Origin of the sequence: Polymorphum gilvum SL003B-26A1 (assembly GCF_000192745.1) — a bacterium.
GTDB classification, from domain to species: Bacteria; Pseudomonadota; Alphaproteobacteria; order Rhizobiales; family Stappiaceae; genus Polymorphum; species Polymorphum gilvum.
This window is the reverse complement of the sequence record NC_015259.1, coordinates 2,330,665-2,354,374: the sequence shown is the minus strand read 5'-3', so window position 1 is coordinate 2,354,374 and position 23,710 is coordinate 2,330,665. Positions and strand designations below refer to the sequence as shown.

20 protein-coding genes are annotated in these 23,710 nt (G+C 67.6%); 8 read left to right on the top strand and 12 right to left on the bottom strand.

From position 1 onward, the window contains the following. The first annotated feature begins 88 nt into the window (after positions 1-88). Together SL003B_RS11265 and SL003B_RS11260 are read left to right on the top strand one after the other, a co-directional pair. Positions 89-1,405 (top strand): nucleotide sugar dehydrogenase, encoded by a 1,317-nt coding sequence (locus tag SL003B_RS11265; RefSeq protein WP_013652971.1) that lies wholly within the window; start codon positions 89-91, stop codon positions 1,403-1,405. Positions 1,406-1,489: 84 nt separating this feature from the next. Further along, on the top strand, positions 1,490-1,930 hold the full coding sequence (locus tag SL003B_RS11260; RefSeq protein WP_013652970.1) for a DUF4864 domain-containing protein: 441 nt from the start codon (positions 1,490-1,492) through the stop codon (positions 1,928-1,930). A gap of 45 nt (positions 1,931-1,975) precedes the next feature. On the opposite strand, the gene tgt is transcribed toward SL003B_RS11260, so the two are convergent. The 6 genes from tgt to coaD form a co-directional block, all read right to left on the bottom strand. Then, a complete protein-coding gene (gene tgt, locus SL003B_RS11255) occupies positions 1,976-3,124 on the bottom strand; it encodes a tRNA guanosine(34) transglycosylase Tgt (protein WP_013652969.1) in 1,149 nt (382 codons plus the stop codon). Position 3,125: 1 nt separating this feature from the next. Further along, positions 3,126-4,223 (bottom strand): tRNA preQ1(34) S-adenosylmethionine ribosyltransferase-isomerase QueA, encoded by a 1,098-nt coding sequence (queA, locus tag SL003B_RS11250; protein ID WP_013652968.1) that lies wholly within the window; start codon positions 4,221-4,223, stop codon positions 3,126-3,128. 52 nt (positions 4,224-4,275) lie between these two features. Then, positions 4,276-4,686 (bottom strand): VOC family protein, encoded by a 411-nt coding sequence (locus SL003B_RS23360; protein ID WP_041375499.1) that lies wholly within the window; start codon positions 4,684-4,686, stop codon positions 4,276-4,278. Between the two features lies 1 nt (position 4,687). Further along, a complete protein-coding gene (locus SL003B_RS11240) occupies positions 4,688-5,158 on the bottom strand; it encodes a peptidylprolyl isomerase (protein ID WP_013652966.1) in 471 nt (156 codons plus the stop codon). Between the two features lie 57 nt (positions 5,159-5,215). Next, on the bottom strand, positions 5,216-5,656 hold the full coding sequence (locus SL003B_RS11235) for a peptidylprolyl isomerase (protein ID WP_148259439.1): 441 nt from the start codon (positions 5,654-5,656) through the stop codon (positions 5,216-5,218). A gap of 149 nt (positions 5,657-5,805) precedes the next feature. After that, positions 5,806-6,312: a pantetheine-phosphate adenylyltransferase gene (coaD, locus tag SL003B_RS11230; RefSeq protein WP_013652964.1), complete on the bottom strand. Its 507-nt coding sequence runs from the start codon at positions 6,310-6,312 to the stop codon at positions 5,806-5,808. A 134-nt stretch (positions 6,313-6,446) separates the two neighbouring features. Between coaD and SL003B_RS11225 the strand changes: the two genes are divergently transcribed. Together SL003B_RS11225 and SL003B_RS22315 are read left to right on the top strand one after the other, a co-directional pair. Continuing rightward, a complete protein-coding gene (locus tag SL003B_RS11225) occupies positions 6,447-6,788 on the top strand; it encodes a hypothetical protein (protein ID WP_148259291.1) in 342 nt (113 codons plus the stop codon). A 210-nt stretch (positions 6,789-6,998) separates the two neighbouring features. Then, a complete protein-coding gene (locus SL003B_RS22315) occupies positions 6,999-7,361 on the top strand; it encodes a hypothetical protein (RefSeq protein ID WP_013652962.1) in 363 nt (120 codons plus the stop codon). Positions 7,362-7,442: 81 nt separating this feature from the next. Here SL003B_RS22315 and gyrA read toward each other — a convergent pair whose 3' ends face one another. Next, the gene (gene gyrA, locus SL003B_RS11215) at positions 7,443-10,181 is read right to left on the bottom strand and encodes a DNA gyrase subunit A (protein WP_013652961.1); all 2,739 of its coding nucleotides are present in this window, start codon (positions 10,179-10,181) and stop codon (positions 7,443-7,445) included. Positions 10,182-10,404: 223 nt separating this feature from the next. Here gyrA and SL003B_RS11210 point away from each other — a divergent pair, with 223 nt between their 5' ends. Continuing rightward, positions 10,405-11,040 carry a MarC family protein gene (locus tag SL003B_RS11210; protein ID WP_013652960.1) on the top strand — a complete coding sequence of 212 codons (636 nt, stop codon included), beginning with the start codon at positions 10,405-10,407 and terminating at the stop codon, positions 11,038-11,040. A 15-nt stretch (positions 11,041-11,055) separates the two neighbouring features. Here SL003B_RS11210 and SL003B_RS11205 read toward each other — a convergent pair whose 3' ends face one another. The 4 genes from SL003B_RS11205 to SL003B_RS11190 all read right to left on the bottom strand — a co-directional run bounded on the left by SL003B_RS11205 (position 11,056) and on the right by SL003B_RS11190 (position 18,323). Then, positions 11,056-14,274, bottom strand: coding sequence for an efflux RND transporter permease subunit (locus tag SL003B_RS11205; protein ID WP_013652959.1), 3,219 nt, complete (start codon positions 14,272-14,274; stop codon positions 11,056-11,058). Then, positions 14,271-15,272, bottom strand: coding sequence for an efflux RND transporter periplasmic adaptor subunit (locus SL003B_RS11200; RefSeq protein WP_041375498.1), 1,002 nt, complete (start codon positions 15,270-15,272; stop codon positions 14,271-14,273). The genes SL003B_RS11205 and SL003B_RS11200 overlap by 4 nt, the downstream gene beginning before the upstream one ends. 226 nt (positions 15,273-15,498) lie before the next feature. Continuing rightward, positions 15,499-17,418, bottom strand: a complete 1,920-nt coding sequence (locus SL003B_RS11195; protein WP_013652957.1) for a L,D-transpeptidase family protein — start codon at positions 17,416-17,418, stop codon at positions 15,499-15,501. A 374-nt stretch (positions 17,419-17,792) separates the two neighbouring features. Next, positions 17,793-18,323, bottom strand: a complete 531-nt coding sequence (locus SL003B_RS11190; protein WP_013652956.1) for a single-stranded DNA-binding protein — start codon at positions 18,321-18,323, stop codon at positions 17,793-17,795. Positions 18,324-18,802: 479 nt separating this feature from the next. On the opposite strand from SL003B_RS11190, the gene uvrA reads away from it, so the two are divergent. From uvrA to SL003B_RS22770, 3 genes are all read left to right on the top strand, one after another. Then, the gene (gene uvrA, locus SL003B_RS11185; protein WP_013652955.1) at positions 18,803-21,757 is read left to right on the top strand and encodes an excinuclease ABC subunit UvrA; all 2,955 of its coding nucleotides are present in this window, start codon (positions 18,803-18,805) and stop codon (positions 21,755-21,757) included. Positions 21,758-21,986: 229 nt separating this feature from the next. Then, on the top strand, positions 21,987-22,136 hold the full coding sequence (locus SL003B_RS22775; RefSeq protein WP_013652954.1) for a DUF1127 domain-containing protein: 150 nt from the start codon (positions 21,987-21,989) through the stop codon (positions 22,134-22,136). Positions 22,137-22,524: 388 nt separating this feature from the next. Continuing rightward, a complete protein-coding gene (locus SL003B_RS22770) occupies positions 22,525-22,674 on the top strand; it encodes a DUF1127 domain-containing protein (protein WP_013652953.1) in 150 nt (49 codons plus the stop codon). 307 nt (positions 22,675-22,981) lie between these two features. On the opposite strand, the gene SL003B_RS11180 is transcribed toward SL003B_RS22770, so the two are convergent. Beyond that, entirely contained in the window at positions 22,982-23,599 is a 618-nt protein-coding gene (locus tag SL003B_RS11180) for a hypothetical protein (RefSeq protein ID WP_013652952.1), read from the bottom strand. Positions 23,600-23,710: the final 111 nt, after the last annotated feature.

Sequence of the window (23,710 nt, the reverse complement as noted above, 5' to 3'; positions counted from 1 at the left end):
AGACAAGGCCGGTCCCGGCACGATCCGGGCCGGTCTTTTCCTTTCCGGTCGCGCGGATGCGCCGACCGGCTCGCAGCGGGACAGCCTCATGACAGCGGCAGCACCAGGCGCCAGGCCAACCGGGGACAGGATCGCCGTCGTCGGCCTCGGCTATGTCGGCCTGCCGGTCGCCTGCGCCTTCGCCGCGGCCGGCTATCGCGTCACAGGCTTCGACATAGATGCGGCGCGCCTCGGAGAGCTTGAGCGCGGCCACGACCGCACCGGATCGGTGCCGGCCGAGGCCCTGCGCCTGCCCGGCCTTGCCCTGACGAGCGTCGAAACCGCCCTTGCCGACGCCGATGTCATCATCGTCGCGGTGCCGACGCCGGTCGACCGGGCGAAGCGGCCCGATCTCACCCCCTTCGTCGCCGCGGCGCGCAACGCCGGCCGGGCGATGAAGCCCGGCGCCATCGTCGTGTTCGAGTCGACCGTCTATCCCGGCGCCACCGAGGAGGTCGCCGTGCCTGTCCTGGAGGCCGAATCCGGGCTGCGCCTGAACGAGGGCTTCTTCGTCGGCTACTCGCCCGAGCGTATCAACCCGGGCGACACCACCCGGGGGTTCTCCGACATCACCAAGATCGTCTCGGCGAGCACGGACGCCGCCTGCGACCGGCTTTGCGCCCTCTATGGCTCGGTCGTCACGGCCGGCATCCACCGGGCGCCGTCGATCCGCGTCGCCGAGGCCGCCAAGGTGATCGAGAACACCCAGCGCGACCTCAACATCGCGCTGATGAACGAGCTGTCGATCCTGTTCCATGCCATGGGCATCGATACCCGCGACGTCCTCGCCGGCGCCGCCACGAAATGGAACTTCCTGCCGTTCCAGCCTGGTCTCGTCGGCGGCCACTGCATCGGCGTCGATCCCTACTACCTGACCCACAAGGCCCACGAGATCGGGCTGACACCGCAGGTGATCCTGGCCGGACGCGGTACCAACGAGGCGATGCCCGCCTTCGTCGCCGGCAAGGTTATCCAGGCCTGCGTGCGCCTCGGGCGCCGGATGCCGCCGAAGATCGCCGTGCTCGGCGTCACCTACAAGGCGAACGTGCCGGACATCCGCAATTCCAAGGTCGTCGACCTCGTCCGCGAACTGGCCGAGTTCGGCGCCGAGGTGAAGGTCTTCGATCCGCTCGCCGACGCCCGCGAGACCCGGGCGGAATACGGCCTCGACCTGTCGGGCGAGAACGACCTTGCCGGCGCCGACGCGGTCGTGCTGGCCGTGCCGCACGACGCCTTCCTGGCCGGCGGCGATGCCTGGCCTCTGGTCCGCCGCCTGCTCGCAGACGGTGCCGGTCTCGTCGCCGACCTGCCCGCTATTCTTGACAGATCGCTTAAGCCTGATGGCGTAACCCTCTGGCGTCTTTGATCGGCAAGAAGTGATCGTCGACGGCCGATTCCGACCGTCGAATCGCGCGTATACTGCTCTGTGCAGCAATGAAGGAGACGGACCATGCGGTTTGCGGCCTTTGTGTTCGTGTGGGTGGCGTTCGGCGCGCTTGGCGCCCTGACGATGCCGGCGGCCGTCGCCGCCGAGAGCGAGACGATCGACGGCGCCGCGTTCCGCCGCATCGTCCAGGACCAGATGGCCGCCTTCCGCCGCAACGACGCGGCCGGAGCCTATGCCTTGGCCACCCCGGGCCTGCAGCGGGAGTTCCACACGCCCGAGATCTTCATGGCCATGGTCAGGCAGGGCTACATGCCGGTCTACCGGCCGAAAAGCGTCAGCTTCGGCCGCGCGCGCATGACGCCGCACGGGCCGGTGCAGGAGGTGTTTGTGGTCGGACCCGACGGCGAGGCCTGGCTCGCGCTCTACTCCTTCGCCCGCCAGGACGACGGCGTCTGGCGCATCTCCGGCTGCATCCTGCGCAAGGACAAGGGGTTCCAGACCTGAATGCGGCCCGATGCAAGCTGATCCAGCCTGAAGCGGGCCCGTCGATCAGCCGAGCGGGGCGATGTCGCCGCGCACCCAGTCGGCCTTCACGGCGGCGCGGAAGTCCTGGAACGTCCCGGCCTCGATGGCGTCGCGCATGCCCTGCATGAGATGCTGGTAGTAGGCGAGGTTGTTCCAGGTCAGCAGCATGGCCGCCAGGCCCTCGCCGGCCTTGACCAGGTGATGCAGGTAGGCGCGGCTGTAGTCGCGCGCCGCCGGGCAGTCGGAGGTCTCGTCGAGCGGTCGCGGATCGTCGGCGTGGCGGGCGTTCTTCAGGTTGACCTTGCCGTAGCGGGTATAGGCGAGGCCGTGGCGCCCGGCGCGGGTCGGCATCACGCAGTCGAACTGGTCGATGCCGCGTGTAACGCTCTCCAGGATGTCCTCCGGCGTGCCCACGCCCATCAGGTAGCGCGGCTTGTCCACCGGCATCGCCGGCGTGGTGATCTCAAGCATCTTCAGCATCACGTCCTGCGGCTCGCCGACCGCCAGGCCGCCGACCGAATAGCCCTCGAAGGGCATGTCGGCCAGAGCGCGCGCCGACGCGATGCGCAGCTCCGCCACGTCGCCGCCCTGGACGATGCCGTAGAGCCCCTGCCCCTTGGCCGGCCCGCCCATGGCCTCAAACTGCGCCCGCGAGCGCTCGGCCCAGCGAAGCGACAGCTCCATCGCCCGCTGCGCCTCCTCGCGCGGGGCCGGCAGGCCGATGCACTCATCGAGCTGCATCTGGATGTCGGAGCCGAGCAGGCCCTGGATCTCGATCGAGCGTTCCGGCGTCAGGTGGTATTTCTGGCCGTCGATGTGGCTCTGGAAGCGGACGCCGGTCTCGTCCAGCTTCCTGAGCTGGGCCAGCGACATGACCTGGAAGCCGCCCGAATCGGTCAGGATCGTGTGCGGCCAGTTCATGAATCTGTGCAACCCGCCGAGCCGCGCCACCCGCTCGGCGGTCGGGCGCAGCATCAGGTGATAGGTGTTGCCGAGCACCACGTCGGAGCCGAGCGCGCGAACCTGGTCCGGATACATCGCCTTGACCGTCGCCTGGGTGCCGACCGGCATGAAGGCCGGTGTGCGCACCAGCCCGTGCGGCGTCTCGATCTCGCCGCGCCGGGCGGCGCCGTCGGTTGCGATCAGGCGGAAGGAGAACGGCTTGGCGGTCATGTCAGGCATCCGGGTCGGGCTGCGGCGCGGGAAACAGCAGGCAGGCGTCGCCGTAGCTGTAGAACCGGTAGCCGCTCGCGATCGCGTGGGCATAGGCGCGGCGCATCGTCTGCAAGCCGGAAAAGGCGGAAACGAGCATGAACAGGGTCGAGCGCGGCAGGTGAAAATTGGTCATCAGGACATCCACGGCGCGAAACCGGTAGCCGGGCGTGATGAAGATCGAGGTCTCGCCGGAAAAGGCCGTCAGCCCGTCTGCGCCCTGCGCCGCGCTTTCCAGGATGCGCAGCGACGTGGTGCCGACGGCCACGACCCGGTTGCCGCGCGCGCGCACCGCCTTGAGCGCAGCCGCCGTCGCGGCACTCACCTTGCCCCATTCCGCATGCATTCGGTGGTCGGCGGTGTCCTCAGCCTTGACCGGCAGGAAGGTGCCGGCGCCGACATGCAGCGTCACGGTGTGGCGCTCGATGCCGCGCGCGTCCAGCGCCTCGATCAGCGCGGGCGTGAAATGCAGGCCGGCAGTCGGTGCGGCGACGGCGCCGTCCTTGTCGGCGAACATAGTCTGGTAGTCGGAGCGATCCTGCTCGTCCTCGCCGCGCCGAGCCGCGATATAGGGCGGCAGCGGAATGTGGCCCACGGCGGCGATCGCCTGGTCGAGGTCGGGGCCGGCGAGGTCGAAGGCCAGGAGCACCTCGCCGCTGTCGCGCTTGTCGGCGACGGTGGCGTCGAGCGTGCCGAGCAGGCACGCCCTGCCCTCGCCGCCGAAGCGTACCCGGTCGCCGACGGCAAGCTTCTTGGCCGGCCGCACGAAGGCCCACCAGCGGTCGGCGCCGGCGCGCAGATGCAGCGTCGCGCCGATCCCGGCGACCGCCTCGCCGCGCGTGCGCGTGCCCTCCAACTGGGCCGGGATCACGCGCGTGTCGTTGAACACCAGCGCGTCACCGGGCTCCAGTTCGCGGGCTAGGTCGCGCACGCCGCAGTCGGCGAGTTCAGGGCTCTGGCCGGGTCGCACGACCAGCAGACGCGCGGCATCGCGCGGCCGCGCCGGGCGCAGCGCGATCCGCTCGGGCGGCAGATCGAAGTCGAAAACGTCAACGCGCATGGGTGCGGGATCCTGGGATACGAATGCCTGTCCAGGGGATGCGGCGTGACGGTCAGAGGTTCCAGCTGCGGTTCTGGAACACCAGCCGGTGCCCGTCGGGGTCCTCGAATGTCATGCCCGCTTCGGCCCAGTAGGGATTTTCCGACGGCACTGGCTGATAGCCGCTTGCCCGCATCCGGTCAACGCTGGCGCGCCAAACGGCCCGTTCAGGAAGATACAGCACGAGCAGGCTTTCACGGTCCGTGCAGCGCGGCACCGTCAGTCCGTCACGCACGAACAAGGCAAGGTGCCAGGGGGCATGGCTGGCGCCTGCAATCAGACCGCTGTACCCCGCATTCCCGGCAAACCGGGACAGAACGGAAAGCCCCGCAGCCTCGCAGTAGAAATGTTCGAGGGCAGCAAGGTTCCTTGCTGCCCTCGCAACTCTCAGCACCGGATGCCGGATTGCCGGTGCACCGGTCATGTCAGGCGTCTGCCGCGACCTTCACCGACAAGATCTTGTCCGGATCGCGCACCGGCTCGCCGCGCTTGATCTTGTCGACGTTGTCCATGCCCTCGATCACCTCACCCCAGACCGTGTACTGGCCGTCGAGCCAGGGCGCGTCGGCGAAGCAGATAAAGAACTGGCTGTCGCCCGAGTTCGGGTCCATGGCGCGCGCCATCGAGCAGGTGCCGCGCTTGTGCTTCTCCTGGGTGAACTCGGCGCGCAGCTTCTTGCCCGAGCCGCCGGTGCCCGTACCGTGCGGGCAGCCGGTCTGGGCCATGAAGCCGTCGATCACGCGGTGGAAGACAATGCCGTCGTAGAAGCCGTCGCGCACCAGTTCCTTGATCCGTGCGACATGGTTGGGGGCCAGGTCGGGACGCATCTCGATCACCACCGGACCCTGCGTCGTTTCCATCAGCAGCGTGTTTTCGCCGTTGTTGTCGTCAGCCACTTGTCTCTCCACTTCTGTCTTGCCTGCGGGCCTGAGCCCGTCCTTGCGAAAGGGCCGTCAGCCGGCGTCGGCGGCGACCTGCATCTTGAGGATCCTGTCCGGGTTCGCCGGCGGCTCGCCCTTGGCGATCATGTCGATGAACTCCATGCCGTCGACCACTTCGCCCCACACCGTGTAGTTCCGGGTCAGCCAGGGCGCGGCGGCGAACATGATGAAGAACTGCGAGTTGGCGCTGTCCGGGCTCTGCGCCCGCGCCATGCCGAGCACGCCGCGCTCGAACGGCCGCGGCGAGAATTCCGCCTTCAGGTCCGGTTCCTCCGAGCCGCCCATGCCGGTGCCTGTCGGATCGCCGGTCTGGGCCATGAAGCCGTCGATGACGCGGTGGAAGGTCAGCCCGTCGTAGAACCCCTTGCGGGTCAGCATCTTGATCCGCTCGACGTGGGCCGGAGCGAGATCCGGGCGCAGGCGGATGGTGACGCGACCGTCCTTGAGATCCATGTAGAGGGTGTTTTCCGGGTCGAGGGTCTGCGCCTGGCCGGCGGCCGGCAGCAGCAAGACCGGCACAATCAACGCAAGCACTGCAAGTAGTCGGGACACGATCGTCTCCTTGTAACGGGCGGTCGGGCTGGTCGCACGCGCCTGGGCGCTCACTCCAGACCCTGCGCCCTGGCTTTCAGGCGCCCGGCGACCGGGCCGGGCACGAAGGCGGTGATGTCGCCGCCCATCTTGGCGATCTGGCGCACGAGCGTGGCGGTGATGTGGCGGACCTCCGGCGAGGCCGGCATGAACACGGTGCGGATGTCGGGGGCAAGCGTCGCGTTCATGCCCGCCATCTGCATCTCGTAGTCGAGATCAGTGCCGTCGCGCAGGCCGCGCACCAGATAACGCGCGCCGAGCCGCCGCGCCGTCTCGACGACCAGGTTGTCGAACGAGATCACGGAAATGCGCTCCGAATCGGCCTCGCCGAAGGCATCGCGTGCCGAGGCGTGGATCATCTCGACCCTTTCCTCGAAGCCGAACATCGGCGACTTTCCCGGATGGATGCCGATCGCCACCACGACCCGGTCCGCCAGGGCCAGGGACTGGTGCAGGATGTCGAGATGACCGTTTGTGACGGGGTCGAAGGACCCCGGATAGAGCGCGGTTCGGATCATGAATTTCTCCATACCCCGCAACGTTGCTGCCCACAAGCGCGGATGCCCCGCCCGCCCCTGCGGAACCGCCGCCACCTTCGGCGTCCATCCGACGCCCGTTCACCGGCGCCTGACGCATCGTTTACCGCCAGGCCATGGACAAGGGGCACCCCAGACGCCATGTCCCGCCCATGATGAAACGACCCGGATCCCTCTCCGACCTGTTGCCGGTCGGCGCCTGGCTCGGCGGATGCGCAGCCTTTGCTCTGCTGACCGGGCTCGCCACGGTCCATCTCGAGGCCCTCCATCCCGCCCTCCCGGTGCCCGCCAGCGCGCATGCGGCCGCGCCCGACCCGGACGGCTGCGGCGACCTCGTGTTCCGAGACGAGGACGAGGCTTGCCGCTTCGCGCCGTCCGCGGCAGGCGTATCCGCGCCTGTCGAAACCGGATTGCATCCATCGTCCCCGGCTGACGACGCGACTTCGCCCTCGATCTGACCACCTCCCTCGCCCCGCCGAGATTTACGCAAGATCTGCGCAAGCTTCGTCTTCGACCAAGCGAATAAGCGCCAGGTCGCGCCGGAAGTGAATCCGGCGCGGAACCTGCGTCCCGATCCCGCGTTATTGTGACGAGCATCACGGCGTCCGGACGCTGTTCATGGCCTTCTGCAGGGGCAAGCCTGACAACCCAGGCAGGGAGACACGACAATGACCACTTTCGAGACCATCGGCCTTGGCGCCGCACGGACCGACGGGCAGAGCCGCTCCGAGTTCAACCGTCTGGTCTGGATCTCGGCCGCCTTCGCCGCCGCCATCCTCGCTGTCATCGCCTCCGCGGCTCTGGCCTTCCCGCCCTCGGCCTCGGCCGGCGACGCGGCGGCCAAGGCCAACCGCCTCGACGGCGCTCTTCCGGCAAGCTGCTCCGGACAGGCTTGGGGCGCGTGGTCGCCCGACTGCCTCGCCGCCCTGACCGGCAACACCTCGTTGCGGCCTGTCGGAACCGTGACGGTCGAGCAGCGCCCGGCCGGCGAGAACGTTTCGGTCCTGATGCGCCTTCCGGCGAACGGCTAGGCCTCTGGTTCAACCACCTGTTTCAGGCCCCTTTTCCGGCGCGGATCGCGCCGGCTGACCGACAACGGCGGTCCGAAGCCCTCAGGCTTCGCCGCCGTTTTCGCTTTCGGCTCCCGTGTCGCCGTCCTCGTCCTCGCTGACGCGCTCCACGGCCACGACCTTCTCGTCCTCGGCCGTGTTGAACACGATGACGCCCTGGGTCGCGCGTCCGGCGACGCGGATTCCGTCGACCGGACAGCGAATCAGCTGGCCGCCGTCGGTGACCAGCATGATCTGGTCGCTGTCCTCGACCGGGAACGCGGCGACCAGCGGGCCGTTGCGCCTGGTCACGGCCATGGCGGTGATGCCCTTGCCGCCGCGACCGGTGACCCGGTACTCGAAGGACGAGGTGCGCTTGCCGTAGCCGTTTTCCGACACGGTCAGGATGATCTGCTCCGCCGCGCTCATTTCGGCGTAGCGCTCCAGGCTCAGATGGCCTTCTGCACCCGCCTCTTCCGCCTCGTCCTCCACGCCGGCGTCTTCGGTCTCGCCCCGCATCAGGCGGCGGCGCTTCAGGTAGGTCACCCGCTCCTCGGCATCCGCCTCGAAGTGACGCAGGATCGACATGGAGATGAGATGATCGTCCTCGGCCAGATTGATGCCGCGCACGCCGACCGAATTGCGTCCGGCGAAGACGCGAACGTCCGTGACCGGGAAGCGGATGCACTGGCCGGCGGCCGTAGTCAGCAGCACGTCGTCGTTTTCCGTGCAGGTGTAGACGCCGATGATGCCATCGCCCTCGTCGAGCTTCATGGCGATCTTGCCGTTGCGGTTGACCTGGGTGAAGTCGGACAGCTTGTTGCGCCGGACCGTGCCGCGGGTAGTGGCGAACATGACATCGAGGTCGGCCCAGCTGTCCTCGTTCTCCGGCAGCGGCATGATCGAGGAGATCTGCTCGCCCGCTTCCAGCGGCAGCAGGTTGACCAGCGCCTTGCCGCGCGAGGTCGGGCCGCCGAGCGGCAGGCGCCACACCTTCATCTTGTAGACGATGCCGCGCGAGGAGAAGAACAGCACCGGCGTATGGGTATTGGCGACGAACAGGCGGGTGACGAAATCCTCGTCCTTGGTCGCCATGCCGGAGCGGCCCTTGCCGCCGCGCCGCTGCGCCCGGTAGGTCGCCAGCGGCACCCGCTTGATGTAGCCGGTGTGGCTGACCGTCACCACCATGTCCTCGCGCTGGATGAGGTCCTCGTCCTCCAGGTCCGCTCCGCCCTCGACGATCTCGGTCTTGCGCGGGGTGGCGAATTCGTTGCGGATCTCCAGCAGTTCCTCGCGGATGATCTGCTGGATGCGGGGGCGCGAGCGCAGGATTTCCAGGTAGTCGGCGATCTCCTCGCCGAGCTTGTTCAGTTCGTCGCCGATCTCGTCGCGGCCGAGCGCGGTCAGCCGCTGCAGGCGCAGGTCGAGAATGGCGCGCGCCTGTTCCTCGGACAGCCGGTAGGTGCCGTCCTCGTTGACCGTGTGGCGCGGATCGTCGATCAGGAGGATCAGCGGCGCGACGTCCATCGCCGGCCAGTTGCGCTGCATCAGCTGGGCACGCGCGGTGGCCGGATCCGGCGCGGTGCGGATCAGGTGGATGACCTCGTCGATGTTGGCGACCGCGATGGCGAGGCCGACCAGGACATGGGCGCGGTCGCGCGCCTTGGCGAGCAGGAAGCGCGTGCGCCGGCCGATCACCTCCTCGCGGAAAGCGATGAAGGCCTTCAGCATGTCCGACAGCAGCATCTGTTCCGGTCGGCCGCCGTTCAGCGCCACCATGTTGCAGCCGAAGCTCGTCTGCAGGGCCGAGAACCGGTACAGCTGGTTCAGGATGACGTCGGCGACGGCGTCCTTCTTCAGCTCGATGACGACGCGCATGCCGAGCCGGTCGCTCTCGTCGCGGATGTCGGAGATGCCCTCGATGCGTTTCTCGCGCACCAGTTCGGCGATCTTCTCGATCATCGTCGCCTTGTTGACCTGATAGGGGATCTCGCTGACGATCAGCGCCTCCCGGCCGGCGCGGATCTCCTCGACCTCGACCTTGCCGCGCATGACGACGGAGCCGCGGCCGGTCTCGTAGGCCGAGCGGATGCCGGAACGGCCGAGGATGATGCCGCCGGTCGGGAAATCCGGACCCGGGATGATCTCCAACAGCTCGTTGAGGGTCATCGCCGGGTTTTCCATCATGGCGATGGCCGCGTCGATCACCTCACCGAGATTGTGCGGCGGGATGTTGGTCGCCATGCCGACGGCAATGCCGCCGGCGCCGTTGACCAGCAGGTTCGGGAACTTGGCCGGCAGGACGACGGGCTCGCTTTCGGAGTTGTCGTAGTTGTCCTGGAAATCGACCGTGTCCTTGTCGATGTCGTCGAGCAGCTTGTGCGCCACCTTCTGCAGGCGGCACTCGGTGTAGCGCATGGCCGCCGCCGGGTCGCCGTCGACCGAGCCGAAGTTGCCCTGGCCGTCGATCAGCGGCAGGCGCAGCGAGAAGTTCTGCGCCATGCGCACGAGGGCGTCGTAGATCGCGCTGTCGCCGTGCGGGTGATACTTACCCATGACGTCGCCGACCACGCGGGCGGACTTGCGATAGGGCTTGTTCCACTCGTAGCCGTTTTCGTGCATCGAGTAGAGGATGCGCCGATGCACCGGCTTCAGCCCGTCCCGCACATCGGGCAGCGCACGGCTCACGATCACGCTCATGGCGTAATCGAGATAGCTGCGCTTCATCTCGTCGGTGATCGAAACGGGGCGGATGTCGGAGGGCAGTCCGCCGCCCGATACGCTGGAATCCTGGTCGGCCAAGGATGGGTCTCTTATGCTTCGTTTTCGCTGCCCCGCTTATAGCCGATTCCACGGTGGGGGCCAAATCGCGCGCGTCCCGGGCTGGGTATTTTTCCTATTTTATTTCAAAGGCTTACATCGATTGTTCACAGGCCTATGAAAAGATTCGGGCCAAAAGGCGGCAGGGCGGACGGCCGGTCTGCTATATCTGCGGCTCAAGGCACTGAAAAAGGGGGCGCACCGCATGGCCGACTACATCATCAACGCCTTCGCCATGCTGTTCGTCACCATCGATCCGGTCGGCCTCGCGCCGATGTTTCTCGCACTGACCGCGGGCGTTTCCGCCGCCGATCGCAAGCGCATCGCGATCCGCGCGACGCTGATCGCCGGCGCCATCCTGTTCGTCTTCCTGGTCGCCGGCCAGTCGGTCCTGACGGTGCTGGGCATCTCGGTGCCGGCGTTCCGCGTCGCCGGCGGCATCTTGCTGTTCCTGATCGCCGTCGAGATGGTGTTCGACAAGCGCCGCAAGCGCAAGGAGGCGGCCGCCGAGCAGGCGGTCGAGCATCACCATCCCGCCGACCTGCACGACCTCGCCATCTTCCCGCTGGCCATCCCGCTGATCGCCGGCCCGGCGGCGATCAGCGCCGTCATCCTGCTTGCCGGCCAGGCGCCCGGCAACGTCGCCTACGCCGGCCTTGCCGGCGTTATCCTGACCATCCTGGCCAGTTGCCTGCTCGCCTTCCTGCTCGCCGACAGGATCGAGCGCATGCTCGGCGACACGGTCCAGCTCGTCGTCACGCGCCTGCTCGGCGTGCTTCTGGCCGCCTTGTCGGTACAGTTCATCGCCGATGGCGTGCTGGCCTTCCTGCGCGCCTCCTGACCGTGCAACTCCGCCTCACGCCATCGGCCGGCCGTCGTCGCGCAGAACGACGTAGATCGCCGGGATCACCAGCACGGTGAGCAGCGTCGACGACGCCAGGCCGAACAGCAGCGAGATCGCGAGCCCCTGGAAGATCGGATCGGCCAGGATCACCGCCGCGCCGATCATGGCCGCCAGCGCCGTCAGCAGGATCGGCTTGAAGCGGATCGAGCCGGCCTCCAGCAGCACGTCCTTGAGCGACCGTTCGGCGGTGCGGGCATGACGAATGAAGTCGACCAGCAGGATCGAGTTGCGCACGATGATGCCAGCGAGCGCGATGAAGCCGATCATCGAGGTCGCCGAGAACGGCGCCTTGAACAGCCAGTGGCCGATCATGATGCCGATCAGCGTCAGCGGCACCGGCGTCAGGATCACCAGCGGCAGGGCGAAGGATCGGAACTGGGCGACGACCAGGAAGTAGATCCCGAGCAGGGCGACCATGAAGGCGGCGCCCATGTCGCGGAAGGTCACCCAGGTCACCTCCCATTCGCCGTCCCACAGGATCGCCGTCGCCGCATCGCTGACCGGCTGACCGTGCAGCAGCACCTGCGGCTTGTCGAGGTCGCCCCAGTCGGCGGCGTCGATCCGCTCCTGCACCGCCAGCATGCCGTAGACCGGCGCCTCGAATGCGCCAGCGAGATCCGCCAGCACCATCTCCACCGGCCGGGCGTTGTGGCGGAAGATCAGGTAGGACGCCTGTTCCTCCTCGATGCGCACCACGTCGCCGAGTTCGACCACCGACCGGTTGCCCGGCAGCGCATTGGCCGGCACCGGCGTCGCCAGCAGCCGTTCGCCGACCACCCGCTCGCCCTTGGGCAGCGCGACGGCGATCTCGACCGGCCGCCGGCCCTCGCCGCGATGGGAATAGCCGACCGTGGTCGAGCCGAGCAGCGACTGGATCGTATTGTAGACGTCCGCCTCCGACACGCCGTGGTACTCGAGGTTGTCCTGATCGATGGCGAAACGCAGGCGCCGGGTCGGCTGGCCGTGGCTGACGTCGGCGTCGACGATGAACGGCACTTCCTGGAAGATCTCCAGCAGTTTTCCGGCGACTTTTCGGCGGGTTTCCGGATCCGGTCCGTAGACCTCGGCGAGCAGCGTCGACAGCACCGGCGGGCCGGGCGGCACCTCGACCACCTTGATCGACGTGCCCTCGGGCACGACGAGGTCGGCCAGCAGCGTGCGCAACTCGAGCGCGATCGCGTGGCTGGTCCGATCCCGTTCGCCCTTAGCGGCCAGATTGACCGCCAGGTCGCCCTGCTCCTGCGCCGAGCGCAGGAAATAGTGCCGCACCAAGCCGTTGAAATTGAACGGTGCAGAGGTGCCCGCATGACTCTGGATCGAGACGATCTCGGGCACGGCGAACAGCCGGCGCCCGGCCTCGTCGAGGATCCGGTCGGTCTCCTCCAGCACCGTGCCCTCGGGCAGGTCGAACACCACCTGGATCTCCGACTTGTTGTCGAAGGGCAGCAGCTTGACCGTCACGTCCTTGGTGTAGATCAGCGCCATCGAGCCGAGCGTTGCCACCCCGACCAGCAGCAGGAACACCCAGCTGCGCGCCTTCGAGCGCAGCACCGGCCGCGCCGCACCGCGATAGAGGCGCCCCAACAGGCCGCCCGCGTCGCCGCCATGGCCTTCGCCGTGACCGCCGTGGACAGGCGCCTTGCCGGCGGTCTTCAGCATCAGCCAGGGCGTCAGCACCACGGCGACGAAGAATGAGAACAGCATCGCCGCCGAGGCGACCGCCGGGATCGGGCTCATGTAGGGGCCCATCATGCCGGACACGAACATCATCGGCAGCAAGGCCGCGACCACCGTCAACGTCGCCACGATGGTCGGGTTGCCGACCTCGGCGACCGCCTCGATCGCCGCCTGGACCCGGCTGCGGCCGTCCTTCATCGCCCAGTGGCGCGAGATGTTCTCGATGACGACAATGGCGTCGTCGACCAGGATGCCGATGGCAAAGATCAGCGCGAACAGGCTGACCCGATTGATCGTGTAGCCCATCATCTGGGCGGCGAACAGCGTCAGCAGGATCGTCGTCGGGATGACGATCAGCACCACCACGCCGTCGCGCCAGCCGATCGCGACGCCGACCAGCAGGACGATCGACACGGTCGCCAGAGCCAGGTGGAACAGCAGCTCGTTGGCCTTCTCGTTGGCCGTCTCGCCGTAGTCTCGGGTGATGTGGACCTCGATGCCGTCGGGGATCAGCCGTCCCTTCAGGTCGTCGAGGTGGTGCATGATCTCCTCGCCGATGACCACGGCGTTGGCGCCGGCACGCTTGGCGAGCGCGACCGAAACCGCCGGGAGCCGGCTCACCGTGTCGCCGTCCCGGCGCTGCAGGTGCCAGACGCGGGCCTCGACCGGCCGGCCGTCGACGGCGACCTCCGCCACGTCCTTGACGTAGACCGGATTGCCGTCGCGGGTGGTCACCAGCAGCAGGCCGATGTCCGGAATGCCGGTCAGCGTCTGGCCGGCGACGACGGCGACGTTCTGTCCGCCGTCCCGCACTGCGCCGGCAACGAAGGAGCGGTTGGCCGCCTGCAGCTTCCCGACCAGTTGGTCGAGGGTGACGCCGTGCAGCGCCAGCTTCTCCGGATCCGGTTCGACGCGGATCTGTTCCGGCCGGCCGCCGACCAGATAGGTCAGGCCGACGTCGTCGAGGCGGGCCAGTTCGGTGCGCAGTTCGTCGGCCAGCGCATAAAGCTGCTTGTCGCTCCAGCGCTCGGCCGCCTCCGGCTTCGGCGTCAGCGTCGCGACGACGATGGCGACGTCGTCGATACCGCGGCCGATGACCAGCGGCTCGCCGATGCCGGACGGGATGCGGTCCATGTTGGCGCGGATCTTCTCGTGCACGCGCAGGATCGCGTCGTCCGAACTCGTGCCGGTGAAGAAGCGCGCGGTGACCATGACCTGGTCGTCGACGGTCTGGCTGTAGACGTGCTCGACGCCGTTGATCGCCTTGACGATGGTCTCCAGCGGTTCGGTCACCAGCTTGACCGCGTCGGGCGCCTTCAGTCCGTCGGCCCTGACCAGGATGTCGACCATGGGCACGGAGATCTGCGGCTCCTCCTCGCGCGGCAGGGTCAAGAGCGAGATCGTGCCGAGCACGAGCGCGGCGAACAGCAGCAGCGGCGTCAGCGGCGAGGCGATGAACGCCCGCGTCAGATGGCCGGACAGTCCGAGACTCATGGCCGCACCAGCCGGTCGCCGGCATGCAGGCCGCTCAACACCTCGACGCCGTCGCTGCCGTCGCCGCCGTCGAGCGGATGCGGCGCGCCGAGTTCGACGACCACCTCGAGCGGCGCGTCGCCGTCGCGCTCGACCCTGACGAAATCGAGACCGAAGCGGGTGTCGACATAATTCCTCGGAATGACCAGCGCCTGCCGCTCGCCGACAGAGATCGACACGGGAACCCGTTCGCCGACGAAGAAGTCGCCGAGACCCTCGACCCTGGCGTCGGCGACCACCCTGCCTTGCCGGATCTGCGGGTAGATCTTGACGATCTCGCCCGTCGACGTCTCGCCCCCGCGTGCCCCCAGCGTGACCGAATCGCCGGTCTTCATGAAGCGCGCATGGCGTTCGGGCACCTCGATGCGCAGCAAATAGCCGTCGATGGCGACCGTGGCGATCACCTCGCCGGCCATGACCACGGACCCGGCCGTCACCGGCACGCTGAGCACGCGCCCGCCGGCCGGCGCCAGCACGTCGCCTTCGCTGACCTGCTGCTCCAGCACCGCGCGCTGCGCCTCGGCGGCCTTGAGCGTGTTGCGGGCGACCGTCAGCTGCGTCTCGAGCTGATCGAGTCGCGACCTCGCGACCGTGCCGCGTTCGAACAGCTGGCGCGCCCGGTCGTATTCGAGCTGGACGTTGGCGACCTCCGAGTTGGCGGCGGCAATCTGCGCATCGAGCGCGCGTCGCTGCAGCGCCAGCTTCTCGTCGACGATGCGAGCGACCACCTCGCCGCGCGTCACGGCACTGCCGTCGTCGACGGACAAGGTCTCCAGGGTGCCGCCGATGCGTGCCCGCGCCGGCACCTCGACCGCTGCCTGGACGGTGGCATACACCGCCTTGGTGTCCGTTACCTTGCGCGCGTCGACTGCATAGGTCTCGGCGAGCGTCGGGCCGATGCCGGCCCATGCAAGCGCCGCCAGCACTGTTGCAAGTCTCGCTGCTGCGTCGGAAGCCATCCGGATAATCCTTATTTTCAATTTTTCGAACATATAAATAGACGCAACGCGTCCGACTTTCCAGACGCTTGATGGTACACGGCTCCACCCCGAAGTTTTTGATCTGGCGCAGGCCGGGCGGGCGGTACGGATGCGAGTGCCTATCCCTGTCCGGCTCAAGCTGCGTGCCGCATCCTGTCCGGCACGGCCGCAGCTTGAGCTGGCTCCCTCCGGGGGGCCGCCGCCGTCAGCCGCGCGCCTGCAGGCGGGTCTTGCGCGTCGCCTCGAGGGCGCGGGTCAGGTACATGTCGCGGTCGTAGACGTCGCCATAGTAGCCGATCGTGCCGTCGGTTTCCGGCCAGGCCGTGAAATAGGCGACATAGACCGGGATAACACCGGTCACGTCTTCGGACTCGTTCTTGCCGCCGGCGATGCGCGAGGCGACATAGTCCTTCGACTTGCCGAGCACGGCGGCCGCCATGGCACGCGGATCCGACAGGCGCACGCAGCCGTGGCTGAAAGCCCGCACGTCCTTGTTGAACAGCGACTTCGACGGCGTGTCGTGCATGTAGATGGCGTGCTTGTTTGGAAACAGGATCTTCAGTTCGCCGAGCGCGTTGTCGGAACCGGGGCGCTGGCGCACGTTGACCGACAGCTTCTTGGTCGCGACCGCGTGCCAATCGACCGACGCCGAGGGGATCGGCTTGCCGGACGCGGTGGTCACCTCGTAGCCGATCTTGTCGAGATAGCCCGGATCGGCAGCGAGCTTGGGCAGCTTCTCGTTGACGATGATCGAATAGGGCACGCCCCAGTAGGGATTGTACTCCACGGTCTCGATCTGGTCGTAGAAGAAGCTGGTCTGGTTGGCCTTCGTGCCGACCACGACGCGCATCGCCAGCGGCGCCTTGCCGGACTCGACATAGGTCGCGGTGAAAGCGGGCTGGTTGATGAACACGCGACGGGAGCCGAGGTCCTCGGGCAGCCAGCGGCTGCGCTCCAGTGCCAGTTCCAGCTTGGCGATCTTGTCGGCGTTGCTGTCGCCGACGAGCGCCCGGATGGTCGCCTTGCCGACGATCCCGTCCGGGGTCAGCCTGTTTTCCTTCTGGAACGCCTTGACCAGATCGACGAGTTCCGGCCCGTAGAGCGTGCCGCCGTCATAGGCGGAAAGGATCGCGGCGTGATCGGCCTTAAGCGCCTCGGAGCCGTTCTTGCGGATCGCGGCGACGATGTTCGCCAGTTCCGCGCTGTCGGTGCCGGGCTTGAGCAGCGTCGCCAGCGAGATCTGGATCCGCTCGCCCTCCTGGGCGCCACGCAGCGCGGCGAGTTCGGCGACCAGGGCCTTGAAATGCTCGCCCTGCGGCTGCCGGCTTTCGAGGAACGCCTCGACGTTCCCGGCAGCCTGCAAGCCATGTATCTGGGCAACGAGATCGATCTTCCGGCGCGGCAGGTCGTGGTAGCCGGAGATGCGGTTGGGATCGACCCGGCCGCGCCCGGCGTCCAGCATGTAGGTCAGCACGGCCGCCGACAGCCGCATCTCGAAGTCCATCAGCGCCTTGGCCCGCGCATCGGTCTCAAGTCCGATGGTCGCCGGCAGGCCGACCGCATAGTCGGACGGATCGAGGCCGAAGGCGGCGGCACCGGCCAGTGTCTGGCGCGCCGCAGCGGCCCGCGCGTTCGGCGCGTCCTCCGACACCCACAAGAACGCGGGGCTCTCGCGATAATGCGCCTCAAGGGCCTCGGCGACCTCGGGCAGCACCGTCAGGCGGATCTCCTTCAGCGCCGGCCGCGCGACGTCGAACGGCGACAGCGGCGTTGCCGGCACCTCGCCCGCCCCGGCCGGCGCCGCGGCGGTCTTGACCTCCGCGAGCGCCGCCAATGATACCGTCTTCAGCGCATCTGGCTGATAGGTGAAGTACTTCGGCGCCGACACGCGCAAGGCGGCAACCGCCTGCTTGTCGAGCCGGGCCTGCGGCTCCAGTTCCTGCATGCGCTGGTATTTCGGATTGAACAGGCGGTCGAGCAGCGACTGGGCCTGGGCCGGCCCGGTCAGGCTGACCATCGCGGCGCCGGCGAGCAGCAGGGCAAGCGTCTTGCCGCACCTGACAGGCGCACCGGCTGTGCCCGGCAGGATCTCGGATCGTCTGGAAAAGATGCCGTTGCTGCGCATTGCCTCGATTGCCTCACTGCTTCCGCTCGGCGGCGGCCCGCGCCACACCGGCCTGTCGTTGGCCCTGTCGTTGGCCCTGTCGTTGGCCTGTCGTTCCGTCCCCGGCCCGCGCCGGGCGTGTCCTGCGGGCAATCCTGCGACCGGCCCGCTAACCCGGACAGGGCCCGGACGGGGCCGCTCGGTGGCGAGTTCCTGCCTGTCTGGACCCGGAACCCGGTCCGCGCCCCCGCCAATGCCCGAACGGACAGGATAATACATCAAGAAACCGGCGTCGGTTAACAACGCTCCGATTGCAGGAACCAGCCTTCACGTTGCTGTCATCGTTCCGCACCATCGCTTTCCTGCGCGAAGCGGAGTCTGGCCGTCGCCCGTCCTCAGAACGGGATCTCGTCGTCCATCGGTCCACCGCCGCCATAGCCGCCGCCGGACCCACCGCCGTAGCCGCCGCCCGATCCGCCGCCGTAGCCGCCACCCGATCCGCCCGAGCCGCCGCCGTAGCCATCATTGCCGGACGAGCCGTAATCCGATATCGCGCCCTGGCCGCCGCCCTCGCCGCGGCCATCGAGCATGGTCAGCGCCGAATTGAAGCCCTGCAGCACGACTTCGGTCGAATAGCGGTCCTGGCCGCTCTGGTCCTGCCACTTGCGGGTCTGCAACTGGCCTTCGATATAGACCTTGGCGCCCTTGCGCAGATACTGCTCGGCGATCTTGCACAGGCCCTCGTTGAAGATCACCACTCGGTGCCATTCGGTCCGCTCGCGCCGCTCGCCGGTGTTGCGGTCGCGCCAGGATTCGGAGGTCGCGATGCGCAGGTTAGCGATCGGCTTACCGTCCTGGGTGCGCCGGATTTCCGGGTCGGCCCCGAGGTTGCCGACCAAAATGACCTTGTTGACGCTTCCCGCCATCGCACGCACTCCTTGTCCATTGCTTCGATCCGGACACGCCCAGGCGGCCCGTCCGACGGTTGTTTCGCCGACCCTATCGTCAATGACCCGCCCGTGCCGGGTGTTTTCCCCGCCCACCGCGCTTTTCCACAAAGCGATCGGACGCGACGGGGCGCACCGGCGGCGCCATCCGACAATATGTTCCCTTTCCGTTCCCTTTATAGCAGCATCGTCGGCGTGTAGGCAATTCGGCCCGAGCAGCAGGAACACCCTTGATTGCCGCCGCCTGTTCCTCTTATGTTCCTGTCGGGCCGCCCGTCGCGGGGGCGAGTCGCCACTTTGGGACATCGGGCCGGATTTTTCTTGTGCCGCGCTGGCCATCCGGCCGCGGCGTCCTACATTTCGCTGGTCGACCGCTTCCCGGTTGAGCCGAGCGCCCCGACGGGTATAACAGCGCACTCTCGACCGCCTTCCGCGCGGCAGTATCAGGGACACGACACATGGCCGAGAAAGACAGGGCCAGGACCGCTGCCGGCGATCCGGGAAAGATGCTCTCCATCCGCGGCGCGCGCGAGCACAACCTGAAGAACGTCGATCTCGACCTGCCGCGCGACAGACTGATCGTGATGACGGGCCTGTCGGGGTCCGGCAAGTCCTCACTCGCCTTCGATACCATCTATGCCGAAGGCCAGCGCCGCTACGTGGAGAGCCTGTCGGCCTATGCCCGCCAGTTCCTGGAGATGATGCAGAAGCCGGACGTCGATCAGATCGACGGTCTGTCGCCGGCCATCTCCATCGAGCAGAAGACGACCTCCAGAAACCCGCGCTCGACGGTGGGCACCGTCACCGAGATCTACGACTACATGCGCCTGCTGTTCGCGCGCGTCGGCGTACCCTATTCGCCGGCGACAGGCCTGCCGATCGAGAGCCAGACCGTCAGCCAGATGGTCGACCGCCTCCTGGAGCTCGAGGAGGGCACGCGCCTCTACCTCCTCGCGCCGATCGTGCGCGGGCGCAAGGGCGAGTATCGCAAGGAACTCGCCGATCTGATGAAGAAGGGCTTCCAGCGCGTCAAGATTGACGGTGCCTTCCACGAAATCGCCGAGGCGCCGGCGCTCGACAAGAAGTTCAAGCACGACATCGACGTGGTCGTCGACCGCATCGTGGTGCGCGACGACATCGCCGGCCGCCTCGCCGATTCCTTGGAGACCGCGCTCAGGCTCGCCGACGGCATCGCCGTTGCCGAATTCGCCGACCGGCCACTGCCCGCCGCCGGTGCCGACGCGGTGCTGCAGAACCTCAACGAGACCCACGAGCGCATCGTCTTCTCGGAGAAGTTCGCCTGCCCGGTGTCCGGCTTCACCATTCCCGAGATCGAACCGCGTCTCTTCTCCTTCAACAATCCCTTCGGCGCCTGCCCGGCCTGCGACGGCCTCGGCACCACCCTCGCCTTCGAGGCGGAACTGGTCGTGCCCGACACCGGCCTGTCGCTGCGCGGCGGCGCGGTGCTGCCCTGGGCCAAGACCGGCGCAACGTCGCCCTACTACACCCAGACGCTGGAGGCGATCTGCCGCCAGTACAAGGTGTCGATGGCGACGCCCTGGAAGGACCTGCCGACCGAGGTCCAGGACGTCATCCTCAACGGCTCCGGCAAGACTCCGATCGAGTTCGTCTATGACGACGGCGTGCGCAGCTACAAGGCGTCGAAGCCGTTCGAGGGCGTCATCGGCAATATCGAGCGGCGCTGGCGCGAGACCGAGTCCGCCTGGGTGCGCGAGGAACTGTCCCGCTTCCAGTCCGACCATCCCTGCCCCGCCTGCCAGGGCTTCCGCCTCAAGCCGGAGGCGCTGGCGGTCAGGATCGCGGACAGGCACATCGGCCAGGTCTCGGAGATGTCGATTCGCACTGCCGGCGCCTGGTTCGACGCCCTGCCGGAGAAGCTCAGCGCCAAGCAGGCCGAGATCGCCGGACGAATCCTCAAGGAGATCCGCGAACGGCTGAAGTTCCTCAACGACGTCGGCCTCGACTACCTGACGCTGTCGCGCAATTCCGGCACCCTGTCGGGCGGCGAGAGCCAGCGCATCCGGCTCGCCTCGCAGATCGGCTCCGGTCTCACTGGCGTGCTCTACGTGCTCGACGAGCCGTCGATCGGCCTGCACCAGCGCGACAACGCCCGTCTGATCGACACGCTCAAGCACCTGCGCGACCTCGGCAACACCGTGATCGTCGTCGAGCATGACGAGGACGCGGTGCTGGCCGCCGACCATGTCGTCGACGTCGGCCCCGGCGCCGGCGTCCATGGCGGACAGATCATCGCCACCGGCACGCCGGCCGAGATCATGGCCAACCCGGAGTCCCTCACCGGCCAGTACCTGTCGGGCGCGCGCATGATCCCGCTGCCGGCCGAGCGGCGCAAGATCAACAAGCGGCGCCAGATCAGGGTCGTCGGCGCGCGCGGCAACAACCTCAAGGACGTAAGCGCCGCCATCCCGCTCGGGACCTTCACCTGCATCAGCGGCGTCTCCGGCGGTGGCAAGTCGACCTTCCTAATCGACACCCTGTTCAAGGCGGCCGCCCGCCGGCTCAACGGCGCGCGCGAGAACCCGGCGCCGCACGACCGCATCGAGGGACTGGAACACCTCGACAAGGTCATCGACATCGACCAGTCGCCGATCGGGCGCACGCCGCGCTCCAACCCGGCCACCTACACCGGCGCCTTCACCCCGATCCGCGAGTGGTTCTCCGGCATGCCCGAGGCCAAGGCGCGCGGCTACGCGCCCGGCCGCTTCTCGTTCAACGTCAAGGGCGGGCGCTGCGAGGCCTGCCAGGGCGACGGCGTCATCAAGATCGAGATGCACTTCCTCCCCGACATCTATGTCACCTGCGACGTCTGCAAGGGCCACCGCTACAACCGCGAGACGCTGGAGGTGCAGTTCAAGGGCAAGTCGATCGCCGACGTGCTCGACATGACCGTCGAGGAAGCGGCCGAGTTCTTTGCCGCGGTGCCCGCGGTGCGCGACAAGATGCAGACCTTGGCCCGCGTCGGTCTCGGTTACATCAAGGTCGGCCAGCAGGCGACCACCCTGTCGGGCGGCGAGGCACAGCGCGTCAAGCTCGCCAAGGAGCTGTCGCGCCGCTCGACCGGGCGCACGCTCTACATCCTCGACGAACCGACCACCGGCCTGCACTTCCACGACGTCGCCAAGCTGCTGGAGGTGCTGCACGAACTGGTCGACCAGGGCAACACCGTGCTCGTCATCGAGCACAACCTCGAGGTCATCAAGACCGCCGACTGGGTCATCGACCTCGGCCCCGAGGGCGGCGACGGCGGCGGTACCGTGGTCGCCGAGGGCCGGCCGGAGGACGTCGCCGCCGTCGAGGCGAGCTACACCGGCCGCTTCCTGCGCGAACTGCTCGCCCGCCGGCCGCAGCGGCCGTCCGCCGCGGCGGAATGACGCCGTCCCGCACAAGCCCTTAAGTCCGCTCGCAGATCCGGATTGCGCCCGGAGCCGCCGAAAGCGGAGTCGGTCAGTCATGTTGCGTTGCGAAATTCGCATGACTGACATGCAACCTCGGATCTTCTCGCATGGGTCGGGGACGACTATCTAGGCGTCATGACAGCGTCGCTGCACCGCACAAAAGCGGCTGAGGCGACACCGTCCGCTAGATTCAAGGATAAGAACGATGTTCGACACTGTGGTTCGCAAGTACAATGCCTGGGTCAATTACCGTCGCACCGTCGACGAGTTGTCCCGCCTGTCCACCCGTGAACTGAACGATCTCGGCATCGGCCGCAGCGATATCCCCTTCATCGCGCGCCGCGCCAGCCGCTGATTTAAGGAATCGCGTTCCACGGGGCTCTCCTCCTCCCAAGCCTCGTGAGCGTGCAACGCCGGCGGGACCTCCTCCTCCCAATCCCGCCAGCTCCAACGACGCCCGCCAGTACCTCCTCCCACTGGCGGGCGTTCGTGTGTCTGCAGCCTCCCCCGCGGGCGCCCGTCGCCGCGCTGCGGACCGCCTCCGGCGCTCCCGCCATCGCTCCCGCCCCTTCCCGATCGCGGCCCTGCCAGCCACGCTGCATTGCGGAAGACGCAGACCAGACATGCCGGAACGGCTCTGGCGGTTCTTTGGGCAGTTGCCTATTTCCACTGCACAAACAGTGCGGATCGCCTCCTGCGGCCGGGTCCGGCTGGACAGATCAGAACGCCAAAGGATGAAACCGATGTTGAACGAACTCGTGACCAAGTATCGCGCCTGGAAGAAGTACCGCGCCACCTATGACGAACTGTCGCGCCTGTCCACGCGCGAGCTGAACGACCTCGGCATTTCCCGCGCCGACATCGGCACGATCGCGCGTGACGCCATGCGCTGACACGCGAGGGTCATTGTGCTCTGCAGCAAATTCACACCTGCCATGCACAATTGTGCATGGTGCTGCGACCCCGGGCACCGTATCTATTGATCAACACGAACCGGCGCTTTGTCGGTTCAGCTTTCCTGAGGTGCAGGTTCCTCCTCCCACTCTGCACCTCGGATCCGACCGGTCCTCCTCCTCCCGGACCGGTCTTCTGTAAGAAGCGCTCGCCGAATCCTCCTCCCATCGGCGAGCGCTTTTTCTTTTCCCCACGCCCTTTTCCCCGCAGGCCGCATGTGTGCCGTACCGGCGCGCGGTGTCCCCGTCAGGACGGATAGTCGTTGAACCAGGCCGCCAGCGGCTTGATATGCGGCTCGACGCCGTTCGCTTCCGGCCAGCTGTCGACCGCAAAGGCGGTACCGCTTGCCGTCTCGCGCACCACCGCCGTCGCGTGCGGATAGCGCCCGTCGAGGAAGAAGCCGCGCGCCACCGGCGATTCGACCCGGTGATGCCTGAGCAGGCCGCGGGCTTCGGCGACCAGCAGCAGGCTGGTCGTGTTGCTGGCCTCGTCGATGCAGTCCATCTGGCCGGGCACCCCGGCATTCTGCATGTCCAGCCCGCCGACGTCCTTGTCCGAGCCGACGATCTTGCCGACCCTGCGCTCCTGCCATTGCACCGCCTTGGCGATCGCCCTGCGTTCGGCCGCCGGCGAGCCTCGTCCTTCGGCTAGGATGCGTCGCAACGCGGCGATGTCGCGGCCCGCGAAATCGACCGGCGTCTTGAGGGCACAACCGAAGGCATGGCAGATGTAGATCCGGTCGCCGCGCGGCGGAATCGCGTCGCGCCCGTCGTACCAGGCGCTCGCCGCCGAGCCGCTCTGGCCGACGCAGCCGGCGAGACCGGCCAGCATGGCGAGGGTCAGAGCTGTCGAGAGTGCCTTCATCGAGCCTCCTTCCGCGCCGAATCACTCGGAAACGCTGCGTCATGCTATGCCCGCCGTTGCATCCTGCCCACCGAAACGATAATCAGGCGCCAGCTTTCCACGCTTGGCGCG

Excerpts from the sequence above, each read along its gene's own strand:
- SL003B_RS11265 (WP_013652971.1), top strand. The coding sequence starts at position 89 with ATGACAGCGGCAGCACCAGGCGCCAGGCCAACCGGGGACAGGATCGCC.
- SL003B_RS11260 (WP_013652970.1), top strand. The coding sequence starts at position 1,490 with ATGCGGTTTGCGGCCTTTGTGTTCGTGTGGGTGGCGTTCGGCGCGCTT.
- tgt (WP_013652969.1), bottom strand. The coding sequence starts at position 3,124 with ATGACCGCCAAGCCGTTCTCCTTCCGCCTGATCGCAACCGACGGCGCC.
- queA (WP_013652968.1), bottom strand. The coding sequence starts at position 4,223 with ATGCGCGTTGACGTTTTCGACTTCGATCTGCCGCCCGAGCGGATCGCG.
- SL003B_RS23360 (WP_041375499.1), bottom strand. The coding sequence starts at position 4,686 with ATGACCGGTGCACCGGCAATCCGGCATCCGGTGCTGAGAGTTGCGAGG.
- SL003B_RS11235 (WP_148259439.1), bottom strand. The coding sequence starts at position 5,656 with ATGGATCTCAAGGACGGTCGCGTCACCATCCGCCTGCGCCCGGATCTC.
- coaD (WP_013652964.1), bottom strand. The coding sequence starts at position 6,312 with ATGATCCGAACCGCGCTCTATCCGGGGTCCTTCGACCCCGTCACAAAC.
- SL003B_RS11225 (WP_148259291.1), top strand. The coding sequence starts at position 6,447 with ATGGACAAGGGGCACCCCAGACGCCATGTCCCGCCCATGATGAAACGA.
- SL003B_RS22315 (WP_013652962.1), top strand. The coding sequence starts at position 6,999 with ATGACCACTTTCGAGACCATCGGCCTTGGCGCCGCACGGACCGACGGG.
- SL003B_RS11210 (WP_013652960.1), top strand. The coding sequence starts at position 10,405 with ATGGCCGACTACATCATCAACGCCTTCGCCATGCTGTTCGTCACCATC.
- SL003B_RS11205 (WP_013652959.1), bottom strand. The coding sequence starts at position 14,274 with ATGAGTCTCGGACTGTCCGGCCATCTGACGCGGGCGTTCATCGCCTCG.
- SL003B_RS11200 (WP_041375498.1), bottom strand. The coding sequence starts at position 15,272 with ATGGCTTCCGACGCAGCAGCGAGACTTGCAACAGTGCTGGCGGCGCTT.
- SL003B_RS11195 (WP_013652957.1), bottom strand. The coding sequence starts at position 17,418 with ATGCGCAGCAACGGCATCTTTTCCAGACGATCCGAGATCCTGCCGGGC.
- SL003B_RS11190 (WP_013652956.1), bottom strand. The coding sequence starts at position 18,323 with ATGGCGGGAAGCGTCAACAAGGTCATTTTGGTCGGCAACCTCGGGGCC.
- uvrA (WP_013652955.1), top strand. The coding sequence starts at position 18,803 with ATGGCCGAGAAAGACAGGGCCAGGACCGCTGCCGGCGATCCGGGAAAG.
- SL003B_RS22775 (WP_013652954.1), top strand. The coding sequence starts at position 21,987 with ATGTTCGACACTGTGGTTCGCAAGTACAATGCCTGGGTCAATTACCGT.
- SL003B_RS22770 (WP_013652953.1), top strand. The coding sequence starts at position 22,525 with ATGTTGAACGAACTCGTGACCAAGTATCGCGCCTGGAAGAAGTACCGC.
- SL003B_RS11180 (WP_013652952.1), bottom strand. The coding sequence starts at position 23,599 with ATGAAGGCACTCTCGACAGCTCTGACCCTCGCCATGCTGGCCGGTCTC.